Below are 14,993 nucleotides of genomic sequence, written 5' to 3' on the forward strand. Positions count from 1 at the left end.
TTCCAATCAGCTCACTAACTGATTGAAATTGCAGGGTTTAAAGTCTGCGTTAAGTTGCGCTTCTATTATGTTCAACCATGCAGTCTTGCAGGCTCCGGTGGAGCCAGGCATACAAAATATTAAAGTGTTATTCGCCAAACCAGCGAGTGCCCGGCTCTGAATTGTTGATGAACCTATCTCATCATAAGAGATTTGCCGAAATAGTTCGCCAAACCCAAGTATTTCTTTATCAAATAAAGGTTTTACCGCTTCCGGCGTAGAATCTCTTAGCGCAAAACCGGTCCCACCTGTCATTAAAACCACTTGTATTGCTGGGTTGGCTATATAACCAGAAAGCGCAGCTCTTAATTGATAAATATCATCTGCTACTATTATTTTTTCGCTAACACAGTGACCAGCAGTTTGCGCAGCCTCGCGCAAATAGTCGCCAGACGTATCAGTGGCTTCAGTGCGCGAATCAGACACGGTAATCACGGCAATATTTAACGCTTGCATTGTTATTCTCCCCTTCGTTAACGCTAGCTAATCACTAGAGAACTTTATACTTCTTTGGAATGACTATAAAAGTGCCTTACTGTAGCACAAACTTAATAGCTAACCATCTGTTTTAACTATCATTATGCCGCTAGTTCTAACTGCTACAGTCAAACCTGGCCACTAACGGTCTAAATCTTGTGAATAGGCAAACTTTTCCAGCTAGATTTGTTTCAACTTTAGCGGTTTTCCGCTATACTTGCGCCCAAATTGACTCAAAGCCACAAGCACTGCTTAATTGGCTTCGAAGCTCAAACCGCTTTTTAACAATTTAGGTATCATCAAAAATGCAAGCATTTCTAACTATTGCTGTGCGCGCTGCACGTAAAGCTGGCGATTTTATTATTCGTGAATCGGATAAAATTAAAACTGTTCAAACAAAATCACAAAGTGACTATGTTACTAATGTTGATCAAGCGGCTGAGCGTTTAATTATTGATACCATCTCTCATTCCTACTCAGATCACGCATACTTAGGCGAAGAATCCGGTCAATCTGGTGATAGCGACTATGTTTGGGTTATAGATCCGATTGACGGAACAACCAATTTTATCCGCAAAGTACCTCATTGGTGTATTTCTATTGCTTGCAAATACAAAGGCAAAACCGAAGTTGCTGTCGTATACGACCCTATTTGCGAGGAGTTGTTTACCGCAGTTCGCGGTAGAGGCGCACAATTTAATGGTAAACGTTTAAGAGTTAATGACAATAGCAATGGCCTAGAGCATGCACTATTAGCCACTGGTTTTCCGTTTAAGCAAAAGCAAAAGTTACCCGAATATTTAGATGTATTTGCTAAGTTATTTCCGCATTGTAGTGATATGCGCCGAGGTGGTTCGGCCGCATTAGACTTAGCTTATGTAGCCGCCAGCAGAATCGATGGTTTTTGGGAATTTGGACTAAGCGAGTGGGATACTGCCGCTGGTGTATTGCTTGTTAAAGAAGCAGGCGGAATGGTTTCTGACCTAAAAGGTAATCCAGACTATAGTAACAGCGATTCAATCTTGGCCGCTAACCCTAAAGCATTTAAATCTATGCTTAAACATATTAATCAAAAATAGGTATAAGCGCTTTACTTGACTATTTTACTCAGGTATTAGAAAATGCCCGCAGGCAAGGCCAATTGAGCTAACAATTAACCTTGCAAGGGCTATTTCTAAGGTATAAGCACGGAGTTAAAATGAGATTAACGACTAAAGGCCGATACGCAGTAACTGCAATGCTAGATTTAGCATTAAACGGTAAAAATCAGCCAGTTAATCTTAGCGATATATCTGAAAGACAAGCGATATCGTTATCTTATTTAGAGCAGCTTTTTTCTAAATTACGTAAAAATGATTTAGTGAAGAGTATTAGAGGCCCTGGTGGCGGCTATCAATTGAATGCAGATATTAACGAAATTAATGTGGCTCAAATTATTAATGCTGTCAATGAGTCAATGGATGTTTCACGTTGTGAAGGCCGCGCTAACTGCCATGACGGTAAGCAGTGTCTCACTCACAATCTTTGGATTGATCTAAGTGCCAAAATTAACGAGTTTCTAAACAACATTACCTTGGCAGAAATTATTCAGCGAAATGATGCCCAAGTAGCGCGTCAAAAAAGCCATCATAACCTTAAAGACAGAATAGAATTGATACCAATTGAGTGATGATACTAATTAAGTAATGATACTAATTAAGTAATGATACTAAGCAATTAAATTGAAAATATAAAGATAGCGACTAAGCGTTTGGTCAATTATTTAAGCATTATTGCTTAAATACGATAACTGGCTAAGCAACTTAGACCGAAAACAATTTTTACTAAAGAGTTACCACAAATGTCTGACGAAATAATTGATGAATATGTTAATACTAAGTATTCAGCTGGATTTATAACAGAGATAGATGCTGAAACACTGCCACCAGGCTTAAACGAAGAAGTTATTCGCTTTATATCTGCAAAAAAGAAAGAGCCACAATGGCTACTCGATTGGAGATTAAAAGCATTTAAAAGTTTCTTAGAAATGGCTGAGCCAGAATGGGCTCATTTGAACTACGATAAAATCGACTTGAAAGATGTGTCTTTTTATTCAGCACCTAAAAGCATTGACGACGCGCCAAAAAGTTTAGACGAAGTTGATCCCGAGTTAATAGAAACCTATAACAAGCTTGGTATTCCGTTACACGAGCAGGAAATTTTAGCCGGTGTTGCTGTTGATGTAGTGTTCGACTCTGTATCTGTTGCCACTACTTTTAAAGCAAAGCTTGCTGAAGCTGGGGTAATTTTTTGCCCTATTTCTGAAGCTGTGCACTCTCATCCCGAATTAGTTAAAAAATACCTCGGTTCGGTTGTTCCACAAAAAGATAATTATTTTGCTGCCTTAAACTCAGCAGTATTTAGTGATGGATCATTTGTTTATATTCCTAAAGGCGTGCGCTGCCCTATGGAACTATCAACTTATTTTAGAATTAACGAAGCAAAAACAGGTCAGTTTGAGCGAACCTTAATTATTGCCGAAGAATCTAGCCACGTGAGTTATCTTGAAGGCTGTACAGCTCCAATGCGTGACGAAAATCAATTACATGCCGCGGTAGTAGAGCTAGTCGCTTTGGACAATGCGGAAATAAAATATTCTACAGTACAAAACTGGTATCCGGGAGACGAGAATGGCAAAGGCGGAATCTATAACTTTGTAACCAAGCGCGGCGTTTGTCACCACAACGCAAAAATTTCATGGACACAGGTAGAAACAGGATCTGCGATTACTTGGAAGTATCCATCTGTGGTCTTACGCGGAGACAATAGCATTGGAGAATTTTACTCGGTTGCCTTAACTCGCAATATGCAACAAGCCGATACAGGCACCAAAATGATACATTTAGGCAAAAATACTAAGTCGACGATTATTTCTAAAGGTATTTCTGCCGGCAAGAGTCAAAACTCTTATCGTGGATTAGTCAGAATGAGTCCAAGAGCCGAAGGCGCAAGAAACTTCACTCAATGTGATTCATTATTAATTGGCGATCAATGTGGTGCGCATACTTTCCCCTATATTGAAAGTAAGCATCCGAGCGCAATTATCGAACATGAAGCGACAACATCTAAAGTCAGTGACGATCAGTTATTTCTTTGTCTGCAACGAGGCATAGAAGCAGAGAAAGCAGTATCAATGATAGTAAATGGATTCTGCAAAGAAGTATTTAAAGAGTTACCAATGGAGTTTGCAGTTGAAGCAGGCAAACTACTAGAAGTTAGCCTAGAAGGTTCTGTTGGATAAATTAAAACTATTAGAGAGCATCAATGTTAAAAATTAATAAGCTACACGCTAATGTACAAGACAAAGAAATACTTAAAGGTTTATCAATTGAAGTTAAACCAGGTGAAATTCATGCCATTATGGGGCCAAATGGCTCAGGTAAAAGCACCTTAGGCTACGTTTTATCGGGACGTGAAGGATATCAAGCCACGCAAGGCGAAGCGACTTTAGACGGCGAAAATTTATTAGAAATGGAAGCTGACGAAAGAGCTAAATCAGGCCTGTTTTTAGCTTTTCAGTATCCAGTAGAAATTCCAGGCGTAAGCAATATGGAATTTTTAAAGTCAAGTGTTGATGCAATCCGTGAACACCAAGGAAAAGAACCGTTAGACGCAGTATCTTTTTTAAAGTTAGCTAGAGAAAAATGTGAACAAGTAAATTTAGACCAAGCATTTCTTAAGCGAGGCGTGAACGAAGGCTTTTCTGGCGGCGAAAAAAAGCGCAATGAAATTATGCAAATGATGATGTTAGAGCCTAAAGTTTGCATTTTAGACGAAACTGATTCAGGTTTAGATATTGACGCTTTGCAGGTTGTTGCTGATGGTGTAAATGCGAGTAGAGATCCTAATCGATCATTTATTATCGTTACCCATTACCAAAGATTACTAGACTACATTGTTCCTGACTATGTGCATGTTTTATCAGACGGAAAAATTATTAAGTCCGGTGGAAAAGAACTAGCCCACGAGTTAGAAGAAAAAGGCTACAGCTGGATCAGTAAACTTTAAGTCATCAATTGGAACAAATATTATGAGTTTTATTGTAGAGTTTCAAAACCGTGAAGGCTTGTCACTGAATACGCCTCAGCAAAATGCCACTTTACCATGGTTAGAGCAAACTAAATTAAACGCTTTACAAGCATTTAAAAGTGCCCCCTTACCTTCAAGAAAGGTAGAGCATTGGAAATATAACGATTTAAGTTTTTTAGCATCTAATTTCGAAGTAAACCAACAAAAGCCTAACTTATCAAAACAAGCCTTAACTGAAATAGAGTTTGCTAAGTATCCGGTAGAGCCTCTTAAATTAGAAGACGCGATAGAGATAACATTTATCAATGGATTACTGGCGACCGAGACTGAGTCTTTAAACTTAGGCGATAGCTTGCAAATGACGAAGTTCTCGAATGCAAATGAAGAACAGCAAGCAATTATTAAAGCTCAACTAGAGCATGACTTAAGCAGTAAAAATTTATTGTTAAATCTTAATCAAGCTTTAATAAACGATGGTTTGCTCATTCAACTAAATGACAATGCATTGCAATCGCCTGTAATTCATATTAAACATTACACTCATGGCGAAGAGCAACAAAACATACACACCTGCAAAGTGATACTTTGTATTGGTGAGTCAAGCCAAGCAACATTAGTTGAACAGTTTTTCTCTAAAACAGAGGCGCACACTCAGCTCGCGTTGCAACAAACAAGTATCGCTCAAAAGCAGAATAGTCACTTAAAACACTTTCGTATTAACTTAGAGTCAGCTAGTGCTACACAAGTCAGCCAAGTTAAAAGCCAACTTGCTGATAATTGTGTAATGGATAGTTTTTATCTGAGCTTTGGAAGCAGACTGAATCGAACCGATATTGACGTAATGCACCAAGGCAAAAATGCCCAATGCAATATTACCGGTATTTACTTACCGGCTCATAGCAATACCGTCGATTACCATTCTAATATTGAACACCAAATTCCTCACTGTAATACTAATGAGGTTTTTCGTGGAATTATTGCGGATGAGTCGAGCGCCACATTTAACGGAAAAATTCATATTTTTAAAGACGCGCAAAAATCTGATGCGCAGTTAAATAATAAAAATTTATTATTAACTAATCGAGCAGAAATTAACACTAAGCCTGAATTAGAAATATACGCTGATGACGTAGTTTGTGCTCACGGTGCAACTGTTGCACAAATTGATAACAAAGCACTTTACTACTTACAAAGTCGCGGTATTAAAAAAGCAAAGGCTGAAAAAATGTTAAGTCTTGCGTTTATTCAAGAATTACTCAACAGCGTAAAAGACAAAGCTATCAATGATTATTTAAATGCCTTAGTTGATAGCCACATGTCTTCTATTGACTAATTTGTTAACTTAAGTTGAGCAAAAATGAATAGTAGTGAAGTAACATCAAAAAGAAAATTCGATATTAAGGAAGTCCGTGCTGACTTCCCTATCCTGCATCAATCGGTTAACGACCATCCACTTGTTTATTTAGATAACGGTGCAACCTCACAAAAACCCAATGACGTCATTAACGCAATAAAATCTTACTACGATTTAGTCAATTCTAATGTTCACCGCGGCGCTCATGCGCTAAGCGATAAAGCTACCGAACTTTTTGAAGCGGCGCGAGTTAAAGTTCAAGGCTTTATCAATGCAAAACATCGTGAAGAAGTTATTTGGACTAGAGGAACCACCGAATCAATTAATTTAGTTGCCCAAACTTGGGGACTACAGAATATCTCTGCTGGGGACGAGATCATTGTTTCTACTCTGGAACACCACTCTAACATCGTTCCTTGGCAAATGTTATGTGAAAGAGTTGGTGCAAAGCTTCAAGTCATCAATATCCACCCCAATGGTGAATTAAACTTTGAACATTTTTTAACACTACTCAACCCAAAAACTAAGTTAGTAGCAATTGGACATATATCAAACGCGCTTGGCGTAATTAACCCGGTTGAAAAAATCATTTCCGCAGCGCATCAGTTTAATGCCAAGGTTTTAATTGATGGCGCACAAGCAGCACCTCATTTAAGTATTGATGTAATCGCGTTAGATTGTGACTTTTACGTATTTTCTGGCCACAAAGCCTTCGCCCCTACAGGCATTGGTATTCTTTATGGTAAAAGAGCGCTGCTAGAAGCAATGCCTCCATGGCATGGCGGGGGTGAAATGATTGAAAAAGTTTCCTTTGACGGCACAACTTATAATAAGCTGCCTTATAAATTTGAAGCCGGCACGCCCAATATAGAAGCATCTATTGGAATGGGTGCGGCAATAGACTATCTTAATCAATTTGACCGCAATGAGTTAAGAACCTATGAAAACCAACTAATCGAATATGCTACGAGCAAAGCTAAAAACTTTGAGGGCATGCGCATTATTGGTTCAGACTGCGCTAAAACATCGGTACTTAGCTTTGTTATAGATGGACTACATTCACAAGATGTAGGGATGATACTTGACCAACAGGGAATTGCAGTACGCACTGGGCATCACTGTGCAATGCCTCTTATGCAAGCCCTAAATCTCAGCGGTACTATTAGAGCTTCGTTTAGTTTTTATAATACCATAGAAGAAATTGATGCACTTTTTGCAGCTTTAAATAAAGCTAAAATGTTTCTTTCATAAGAAAAGAGAGTTTTTAACATGACTGTAGCAACCTATAATCCAACTGAAAAACTACCAGTAAGTTTTACTCCGTCTGCAATAAAGCATTTAACCAATCAAGTAAAATCTAAGCAGGCTGACGGAATTGAATTTAATGTAAAAGAAAGTGGCTGCTCAGGCTATAAGTATTTACTCGAGCTAGCCTTTACCCCTGCGCCAGAATCTTTAAAATTCCAGCTTGCTGAAAACTTAACGTTGTTTATCTTACCCAAAGTTTTGCCGCTTATTCAAGGAACACAGGTCGACTATATTCAAGAAGGGGTAAACTTTAGATTAGAGTTTAGCAACCCTAATGCAACTGCACATTGCGGCTGTGGCGAAAGCTTTAGCATTACCCAATAAACGAGTTAAAAACCCATTTAATAGAGATAGCTCACATGCAAAAACAAATGGTTGTAGCCTTAAATGACTGCCCTGCTCGCTTAGTACCTTCCGGTACAAAAATCATGATCCCAAAAGATACATTTGTCACTATTACTCAGGCGCTTGGCGGTAATTATACTGTTGCAGTCAATGGTAATATGGCAAGAGTCGATGGCACCGATGCGGCAGCACTCGGTCTAAAAGCAGAAACGCTTACTTTTGATCCAGTAGAAGGCAACTCTATAAACGAAGATCAGGTATGGCAAGCGTTAAAAAGTATTTACGATCCCGAAATACCAGTTAACTTGGTTGATTTAGGTTTAATTTATTCAGTCAATGTGGAGCAAGCTTCTCAAACTGTCAAAATTGAAATGACTTTAACTGCACCCGCCTGCGGAATGGGCCCCGTAATGATTAGTGACATAAAATATCGCGTTGCCAAAGTACCAAACGTAACCAATGTTGAAGTCGAGTTAGTTTTCGATCCTCAGTGGACCAGAGAAATGATGAGCGACGAAGCTAAACTAGAAACAGGTATGTTTTTTTAATCGATAAAACTATTCACTTTTAAGTATATAGAAATTAACCAAAATTATGAGCAAAACTGAAGAAATAATCGACACACTAAGCTTTTTTGAAAGCTGGGAAGATCGCTATAAATATATGATCGATCTAGGTAAAGAGCTTACCGAAATGGATCCATTATTGCGCACAGAGGATCGACTAGTCCCCGGCTGCCAAAGCCAAGTTTGGATAGAGCCGCTTTACGATGGAAATCGCTTTCACTTTATTGTCGACAGTGATGCTCATATAGTTCGAGGCTTACTCGCAATTGTCATGGCTGCTTACAATAATAAGTCAGCACAAGAAATTATTGACTTTGATATTGAAAACTATTTTCATCAGCTAGATTTAGTCAAACACCTTAGCCCTACTCGTGGCAATGGCTTGCAAGCGATGGTAGAAAAAATAAAGACGCTTGCTCAACAAAAACTATAGCTTCACATTAGAATTAACCAAACTAAGCAACGCCGACTAACTGTCGGCGTTGCTCTTTCTCTAACAAAAAAACTTAGTCTTAGTCTTCGCTAGCACTGTCTAATGGATGAAATAAAAGCAATAAAACCGGTAATAATGTTAAGTTAGCTAATAAAGCGATTAACATTGCCAAGCTGGTAAATACACCAAAGTAAATTGATGGCATAAAGTTAGATAATACCAATACAGAAAACCCAGAAATAATCGTTATTGAGGTAAAGTACATTGCTCGTGCAATTGTGTCATGACAGGCATACATAGCTTTGGTGTAATTACCTAAACGCTTATATTCAAGTTTAAAACGGTGAATATAATGGATAGTGTTATCTACCGCTATACCAATACTAATTGCGGCTATGGTAATGGTCATCATATCTAGCGGGATGCCAGACCACCCCATTAAACCAAGTACAAAGCAGGCTCCCATTAAATTCGGAAACATACCAATTAAAGCGAGTTTAATTGAACGAAATAAAATACTGAACATAACTAATATTATGCCAAAAACTACTCCTAACGTAAGAATCTGCGACTTAAATAAACTATCTAACATATTGTTGTAAAGTATCAGCATGCCAGTAAATTGAAAACTATCAGGTTTAAATTTAAGCTCTGTTTGTAAAAACTGACTTATATCATTCAACAATTTATTTCTATTTAAGTTGGGATCAGTTTCTTTAACGCGAATTAGAAATCTTACCTCGTCATTTTCTCTGTCATAAAAAGGCGACATAACTTGCGCTTTTAAGTCTGCTGGAATTTTACTTTCTAAAAGTGAAAGCTCGAAATCACTCAGCCTTTTATTTCCATTAATCTGCTCTACAATTTGTAAGCCAGCGGCTAAAGACAATGTTTTTCCAGTAACTTCTAATGAGTCTAAATAATTTTGAATTTTGTGGAGTTTGTTGATGCCGTGAGATGTCATCCATAAGCGAGGCGTTTCTTGTTTAGCGTTACTATCAGGTATTTCCCCAAACTCATCTTCACTAGCCCACTCATCTTCTTCACTTTCTGCTTCAATGAAAGCAAAGTCAGCTTCTATGGCTGATCGTTCAATAATAACTTCAAGTGGAGTAGTACCTCCCAACTGAGTGTCTATTACCTTCATTCCTTGGTGTATTTCTGTATCAGATTTAAAATAATCAATAAATCGATTATCGACACTTAAGTAACTAATCCCCCAGGCGCTCATCAAACTCATTGCAATAGCAAGTGCAGCGACCGGTAAACGCCAGCGATCGGAAATACTTGCTAATTTATTTGTGAAGGTGAAAAAGCCTGTTTCTTTACGTTTGTCTAATCCAGACTTCTTACGGATCTTCATGAGTAATGGGAAAAGTGTAAATGCTATAACAAAAGCTAAACTCACCCCCAAGATCATCATCTTACCAAAATCAATAACAGGCCTTATGTCACTTACCATAAGCGAACCAAACGCAACAATGGTAGTTAGGCTGGTATAAATACAAGGCGTAAACATTGATGACAAGGTTTCAACTATTTTGTTATCGTAAGACATCTCGCGATATTCGCGCTCTACTTGGCGGAACCTAACGATTAAATGAATAATCAACGACATAGTAATAATTAGCAGCAGTGCGACAAAATTTGACGATATAACGGTCACAGGCCAATCCATAATGCCTAATATGCCCATACTAACCACGGCGGTAATACTACAACCACCAAGCGTTATTATAATCCACCGAGTACGCCTAAAAATAAATGCTTGAATAGCAATTAATAAAATAAAAACGCCAAACCCAAACACAATTAAGTCGCTTTTAACAAACTCAATCATGTCGTGCGCTATCATGGGTATACCGCCAAGATAAATTGTAGCTACATCTTTATAAGCTAGCTTTAGATCACGAATTTGTTTGATAACTCGTTCATTGCGTTGTGCCAATTCATCGGCCAACAATCTTAATTCGTTTTTTAAGTTTATTTCTTTTTGCTGTTCAAACGAGCTTAACACTTGTTTATTTTTCTTTTTCCAAAGCAACTTTCTTAACTCGTCATTGAGTTTAAAATAGTCCTTGTTGCCTTTTAAATTGGCTTGCATGACGGTAATGTCACCGCTTTCATTGATTAATAAGTTTTTATATAGCGGGATCCTTAATATATCTTTTTTTGCTTGCTCTAAATCGACTTGTGGATCTTTTAAAAAGTAAAGGTCATCTTCAATTGTAGTAAGACTAACAGATTCAGGGTTAAAGATAGGTGCGTCGAGTAATGAAATAACGGTATCAACATCGTCAAGTTGTGACAGTTGTTGTTTTAATGACGAAAGCTGTTTGATTGAGCCTGCCGAAAATAAAGGCTCTTGAGGATCGAATGTAATAAATAAGTAATCATCAGTACCGTAGGTTTTCTTAACTTTACGATAGAACTCCAATGATTGATCATTTTCTAACACTAACGAATCTGCAGAAGCGTCCATTCTAAAATTAACTGCAAATGACCCGATAGTCCCTATCACTCCTACAGTAATTATAAATGTAAGCCAAATATTCTTTAAAAAATACTCTGAATAAAACGTTTTTAGCCAAATAGGCATAAAGATCCCTCAAATGATAAGTAAGTGCCACCATAAAGTTTTATGGTTTTGCGGCATAAAATTAAATTTTGGCCTAGTCTTAGTAAAGCTTGTATTTTATACTGGTCAGAGGTTTGTTGACCACCTAAATAGTGAGAGCTTCGACCCATTGCGCTCAAATAAATTCCGGAGTTTGTATGAAATTTCCTCAGAATATCTTAGTATTTGTTAGTGGCAAGCAAAAAGAACATATAGCGTTGACTCGCGCCTTGAAGTTTGCTGAATTTTACAATATTAAGCTTCACCTTTTAAGCTGTATTTACGATCCCGGCACAGAATTATCCCCAATTCTTTCTCAACAACAGAAAAACCAGATAAAACAAGATAAAATTCAGCTTAGAACCGAGTACTTAAATTCGTTAAAGACAAAGCTAGAAGCGAAAAATATCCCTGTAACAGTAGAAGTAAAGTGGGAAAGAAAGATTCAGCAAGCACTTATTGATAGCTGTGACGAAACCATGCCCGATCTAGTTATTAAGCGCATTAGTGATAAAGCCAGTAGCTTAAACCCTTTTAATATGCCAATAGACTGGCAGTTACTGCGCCATTGCCCTGCTCCACTATTACTGGTGAAAGATAAGACTTGGCGAATTCCTGCTCCGGTGCTTGCAGCGGTAGACGGCGCTACTAGCAACCCTGATGAAATAGCCTTTAATCACGAAATTATTAACTATGCTAAACTTTTGTCTCGCCTCACAGACGAGCCGACCCACGTTGTTACCACCCATATTTCACCACAATTAGATAATGCAGCAACCATGGGTGGGTTTGATTTAGAGTCGATGAGAGAACAAGTTACTCAAATCAATCATAGTAAGCTGCTAGAGCTTACTCAAGATAAAAATATTCAAGCAGAAAACTTACATGTTATCGAAGGGCTTGCCGAAGAACGCATTCCGCTTTTGAGCCAAAATATCAATGCCCAAGTGGTCGTTATGGGGACAATCAGCCGCAAAGGAATTAAAGGTGCATTTATGGGCAATACCGCAGAAACCGTTCTCACTAAGCTGCAATGTGAAGTATTGGCTTTAAAACCATAATTGAGTCGTAGCATTTAGCCAAAACCAGGTTTTAGTTAAGCTTTGTCTTCGACTTTGGTAGTTACTTCAAGTGACGAGCTGCTAAGAGGCTGTCCATCCTCTGCGTTTTTTTGCAAGGCATCAATTGCCGAGGTCATAGCCGCTAAGGTGCGCGACCGGAATTCTCTGCGGTAGAGTATGGCAACAACCCAAGCAGTTGAAACCATAAAAAGCACCGGATGAATAAACCATGCGATAGTCGCCATTGCAAAGGAATATGCCCTCAATCCATAGTTAAATGAGTTATTAGCCGAAGTTAATAACTCATTAGAGCACTGCACAAACTCTAATGCGTTACTGGTTTGTTTAGAAGGTGCTGCACCAAACAATACTAACGCAAAATTATACTGACGTACCGACCAAGAGAACTTAAAGAATGCATAAATAAATATGCAAATCATCATTAATATCTTGAGCTCCCAAGCAGATTGACTGTGCTCGGCCACAAAAGGCAGTGCGTGCGCTAAGCGTAGTGCTTTGTCCGATGCACCTAAAACTGCGAGTAAACCAGCAAGAATAAAAATAGTTGTTGAAGCGAAGAAGGTCACTGTCCGCTGGAGTATTCCTAATACCGTTGCATCTGAAATGCGCGGCTCTCTGCCGAGCATTTCCTTCATCCAAAAGCTTCTTACTCGAGTTAGACTACGCGATAAGTTAAGTACACTTCTCGCTTGATTATTAGCAAAAAACGTATAGCCGCCCCAAAATAGGGCAAACCAAAATAACGCAAGCCAGTCAAGGAATGAAAAAAAGCCCATTAGTAATAACTGTTCCTTTATTGAACTTAAACTACAATCAATGCCGCTGAATATGGTTAACACTAGTAGTTAGCAACAACCCCAGATTAACCGCTATTATTAGGACAAAACTACGCAATGCTAAAAGCTAATCAAGGTCCACCATTGGCTTTAACAAACCAAAAGACTAGGTTTTAGGCAAAGTTACCCCAGTTTGACCCTGATATTTGCCACCTCTGTCCGCGTAAGAGGTTTCACACACTTCGTCTGATTCGTAAAAAAGCATCTGTGCCACACCTTCATTCGCGTAAATCTTGGCTGGCAATGGCGTAGTGTTAGAAAATTCAAGTGTTACATGCCCTTCCCATTCTGGCTCTAAAGGGGTCACATTCACTATGATACCGCATCGTGCATAAGTTGATTTACCCAAACACACCGTTAAAACGCTTCTGGGTATTCGAAAGTATTCAACCGTTCTAGCCAATGCAAACGAGTTTGGAGGAATAATGCAGACATCTGACTCGATGTTAACAAAGCTTTGGTCATCAAAGTTTTTAGGATCAACGACTGCAGAATGGACATTAGTAAAAATTTTAAATTCATTAGAGCAACGAACGTCGTAACCATAGCTTGAGGTACCATAGGAGATAATTCGCTTACCTTCATGCTCTCGAACTTGACCGCTTTCAAAAGGCTCTATCATGCCTTTATCTGCCATACGGCGGATCCATTTATCTGATTTAATACTCATCTTTATTCTCTATTTTCTGGTTATTAATAAGTTACAAAGTGACTAGCGCAGATTAAACCATGCCAATCCAATTATTAAGCTTTTGGCGACCAAGTTTTTATGGCGATATTGTCGCTACCTTTTGAGTAGTCCTTGCCCAGTTTTGTCATATTGGCCGTTAAATTACGCGCTATTGCGCGGTAGGCTAAACTAACTGCACCTAACGGTGTTTTAGAAACAGTCGGATTTCCTTGGTCAAGGTCTTGCCTGATTTCTAGCGCCAATGGTAATTGGCCTAACAAAGGCATGTTATAGTCATTTGATAAAAACTGTCCACCACCTTTACCAAAAATTGCTTCTTCGTGGCCGCATTGGCTACAAATATGAGTCGACATGTTTTCTACAACACCCATAACCGGTATTTTCACCTTTTCAAACATAGCAACGGCCTTTTTAGCGTCAGCTAACGCGAGATCCTGCGGTGTGGTAACGATTACCGCAGCTGTCACCGGGATCTTTTGTGATAAAGTGAGCTGAATATCTCCAGTGCCAGGAGGCAAGTCAACGATCAAATAGTCTAAATCACCCCAACGAGTGTCCCTAATAATCTGTTGGAATGCTTGCGACGCCATAGGGCCGCGCCACACCATGGCTTGTTTAGGATCAACCAAAAAGCCAATCGACATAGACTCAATACCATGCGCACTCAACGGCTGAATCGACTTTTTATCTTCAGAAATAGGCCTAGCGTCAGGAATACCCAACATAATGGGCACACTTGGGCCATAAATATCAGCGTCTAAAATCCCGACTTTTGCACCTTCTTGCTGCAAAGCTAAGGCTAAATTAATACTCGTTGCCGACTTACCAACCCCGCCTTTGCCCGAAGCTACCGCAATAATATTCTTAATGTTGGCAATCGGCGGTACGCCAGCCTTAGTTTCATACGCGGTGACACGGTGTTTAATCGCTATAGCAATTTTAGTCGATTGAGGCCAAGCGCTAGCAATTACCGCTTCAATTTCTTCAGCCAGTACTTGCTGCAGGCCAGCTGCTGGGAAAGGTAATACAATTTCGACTTTAACACTATCTCCAATGACATTAACTTGATTTAAATACGTATCAATTTGAAAGCCAGGAGGCAATGACTTGAATTCGTTGCTTTTAATTAAATCTGATATAGCTTGTTCGTCTAACATTCGCCCAACACTAGTATGAT

General features: G+C 38.9%; 15 protein-coding genes. 10 read left to right on the forward strand and 5 right to left on the reverse strand.

The window, feature by feature from the left end:
• Window positions 1-6 precede the first annotated feature (6 nt).
• A complete protein-coding gene (gene moaB, locus ACUR5C_RS08755; protein WP_454464734.1) occupies window positions 7-495 on the reverse strand; it encodes a molybdenum cofactor biosynthesis protein B in 489 nt (162 codons plus the stop codon).
• A 326-nt stretch (window positions 496-821) separates the two neighbouring features.
• Between moaB and ACUR5C_RS08760 the strand changes: the two genes are divergently transcribed.
• The 9 genes from ACUR5C_RS08760 (at window position 822) to ACUR5C_RS08800 (ending at window position 8,590) form a co-directional block, all read left to right on the forward strand.
• Window positions 822-1,595 (forward strand): inositol monophosphatase family protein, encoded by a 774-nt coding sequence (locus ACUR5C_RS08760; protein ID WP_454464735.1) that lies wholly within the window; start codon window positions 822-824, stop codon window positions 1,593-1,595.
• 119 nt (window positions 1,596-1,714) lie between these two features.
• The gene (iscR, locus tag ACUR5C_RS08765; RefSeq protein ID WP_454464736.1) at window positions 1,715-2,185 is read left to right on the forward strand and encodes a Fe-S cluster assembly transcriptional regulator IscR; all 471 of its coding nucleotides are present in this window, start codon (window positions 1,715-1,717) and stop codon (window positions 2,183-2,185) included.
• A 171-nt stretch (window positions 2,186-2,356) separates the two neighbouring features.
• Window positions 2,357-3,796: a Fe-S cluster assembly protein SufB gene (sufB, locus tag ACUR5C_RS08770; protein ID WP_454464737.1), complete on the forward strand. Its 1,440-nt coding sequence runs from the start codon at window positions 2,357-2,359 to the stop codon at window positions 3,794-3,796.
• A 23-nt stretch (window positions 3,797-3,819) separates the two neighbouring features.
• Window positions 3,820-4,563 carry a Fe-S cluster assembly ATPase SufC gene (gene sufC / locus ACUR5C_RS08775; protein ID WP_454464738.1) on the forward strand — a complete coding sequence of 248 codons (744 nt, stop codon included), beginning with the start codon at window positions 3,820-3,822 and terminating at the stop codon, window positions 4,561-4,563.
• A 22-nt stretch (window positions 4,564-4,585) separates the two neighbouring features.
• Window positions 4,586-5,917 (forward strand): Fe-S cluster assembly protein SufD, encoded by a 1,332-nt coding sequence (gene sufD, locus ACUR5C_RS08780; protein ID WP_454464739.1) that lies wholly within the window; start codon window positions 4,586-4,588, stop codon window positions 5,915-5,917.
• 24 nt (window positions 5,918-5,941) lie between these two features.
• Window positions 5,942-7,189 (forward strand): aminotransferase class V-fold PLP-dependent enzyme, encoded by a 1,248-nt coding sequence (locus ACUR5C_RS08785; protein WP_454464740.1) that lies wholly within the window; start codon window positions 5,942-5,944, stop codon window positions 7,187-7,189.
• A gap of 18 nt (window positions 7,190-7,207) precedes the next feature.
• Window positions 7,208-7,570 (forward strand): HesB/IscA family protein, encoded by a 363-nt coding sequence (locus tag ACUR5C_RS08790; RefSeq protein WP_454464741.1) that lies wholly within the window; start codon window positions 7,208-7,210, stop codon window positions 7,568-7,570.
• A 35-nt stretch (window positions 7,571-7,605) separates the two neighbouring features.
• Window positions 7,606-8,139 (forward strand): putative Fe-S cluster assembly protein SufT, encoded by a 534-nt coding sequence (sufT, locus tag ACUR5C_RS08795; RefSeq protein ID WP_454464742.1) that lies wholly within the window; start codon window positions 7,606-7,608, stop codon window positions 8,137-8,139.
• 46 nt (window positions 8,140-8,185) lie between these two features.
• On the forward strand, window positions 8,186-8,590 hold the full coding sequence (locus ACUR5C_RS08800) for a SufE family protein (RefSeq protein WP_454464743.1): 405 nt from the start codon (window positions 8,186-8,188) through the stop codon (window positions 8,588-8,590).
• A gap of 79 nt (window positions 8,591-8,669) precedes the next feature.
• Here ACUR5C_RS08800 and ACUR5C_RS08805 read toward each other — a convergent pair whose 3' ends face one another.
• A complete protein-coding gene (locus tag ACUR5C_RS08805; protein WP_454464744.1) occupies window positions 8,670-11,189 on the reverse strand; it encodes an efflux RND transporter permease subunit in 2,520 nt (839 codons plus the stop codon).
• 176 nt (window positions 11,190-11,365) lie between these two features.
• Here ACUR5C_RS08805 and ACUR5C_RS08810 point away from each other — a divergent pair, with 176 nt between their 5' ends.
• Window positions 11,366-12,268: a universal stress protein gene (locus ACUR5C_RS08810; protein WP_454464745.1), complete on the forward strand. Its 903-nt coding sequence runs from the start codon at window positions 11,366-11,368 to the stop codon at window positions 12,266-12,268.
• Window positions 12,269-12,303: 35 nt separating this feature from the next.
• Here the strand turns inward: ACUR5C_RS08810 and ACUR5C_RS08815 are convergent, their stop codons facing one another.
• The 3 genes from ACUR5C_RS08815 to apbC all read right to left on the reverse strand — a co-directional run bounded on the left by ACUR5C_RS08815 (window position 12,304) and on the right by apbC (window position 14,973).
• Window positions 12,304-13,065, reverse strand: a complete 762-nt coding sequence (locus tag ACUR5C_RS08815; RefSeq protein WP_454464746.1) for a DUF599 domain-containing protein — start codon at window positions 13,063-13,065, stop codon at window positions 12,304-12,306.
• 166 nt (window positions 13,066-13,231) lie between these two features.
• Window positions 13,232-13,795 (reverse strand): dCTP deaminase, encoded by a 564-nt coding sequence (gene dcd / locus ACUR5C_RS08820; RefSeq protein ID WP_454464747.1) that lies wholly within the window; start codon window positions 13,793-13,795, stop codon window positions 13,232-13,234.
• Window positions 13,796-13,869: 74 nt separating this feature from the next.
• The gene (gene apbC / locus ACUR5C_RS08825; RefSeq protein ID WP_454464748.1) at window positions 13,870-14,973 is read right to left on the reverse strand and encodes an iron-sulfur cluster carrier protein ApbC; all 1,104 of its coding nucleotides are present in this window, start codon (window positions 14,971-14,973) and stop codon (window positions 13,870-13,872) included.
• Window positions 14,974-14,993: the final 20 nt, after the last annotated feature.

Source organism: Aliikangiella aequoris (assembly GCF_053709105.1).

Bases quoted from the DNA above. Each gene is read 5' to 3' on its own strand.
- moaB (WP_454464734.1), bottom strand. From the start codon at position 495: ATGCAAGCGTTAAATATTGCCGTGATTACCGTGTCTGATTCGCGCACT.
- ACUR5C_RS08760 (WP_454464735.1), top strand. From the start codon at position 822: ATGCAAGCATTTCTAACTATTGCTGTGCGCGCTGCACGTAAAGCTGGC.
- iscR (WP_454464736.1), top strand. From the start codon at position 1,715: ATGAGATTAACGACTAAAGGCCGATACGCAGTAACTGCAATGCTAGAT.
- sufB (WP_454464737.1), top strand. From the start codon at position 2,357: ATGTCTGACGAAATAATTGATGAATATGTTAATACTAAGTATTCAGCT.
- sufC (WP_454464738.1), top strand. From the start codon at position 3,820: ATGTTAAAAATTAATAAGCTACACGCTAATGTACAAGACAAAGAAATA.
- sufD (WP_454464739.1), top strand. From the start codon at position 4,586: ATGAGTTTTATTGTAGAGTTTCAAAACCGTGAAGGCTTGTCACTGAAT.
- ACUR5C_RS08785 (WP_454464740.1), top strand. From the start codon at position 5,942: ATGAATAGTAGTGAAGTAACATCAAAAAGAAAATTCGATATTAAGGAA.
- ACUR5C_RS08790 (WP_454464741.1), top strand. From the start codon at position 7,208: ATGACTGTAGCAACCTATAATCCAACTGAAAAACTACCAGTAAGTTTT.
- sufT (WP_454464742.1), top strand. From the start codon at position 7,606: ATGCAAAAACAAATGGTTGTAGCCTTAAATGACTGCCCTGCTCGCTTA.
- ACUR5C_RS08800 (WP_454464743.1), top strand. From the start codon at position 8,186: ATGAGCAAAACTGAAGAAATAATCGACACACTAAGCTTTTTTGAAAGC.
- ACUR5C_RS08805 (WP_454464744.1), bottom strand. From the start codon at position 11,189: ATGCCTATTTGGCTAAAAACGTTTTATTCAGAGTATTTTTTAAAGAAT.
- ACUR5C_RS08810 (WP_454464745.1), top strand. From the start codon at position 11,366: ATGAAATTTCCTCAGAATATCTTAGTATTTGTTAGTGGCAAGCAAAAA.
- ACUR5C_RS08815 (WP_454464746.1), bottom strand. From the start codon at position 13,065: ATGGGCTTTTTTTCATTCCTTGACTGGCTTGCGTTATTTTGGTTTGCC.
- dcd (WP_454464747.1), bottom strand. From the start codon at position 13,795: ATGAGTATTAAATCAGATAAATGGATCCGCCGTATGGCAGATAAAGGC.
- apbC (WP_454464748.1), bottom strand. From the start codon at position 14,973: ATGTTAGACGAACAAGCTATATCAGATTTAATTAAAAGCAACGAATTC.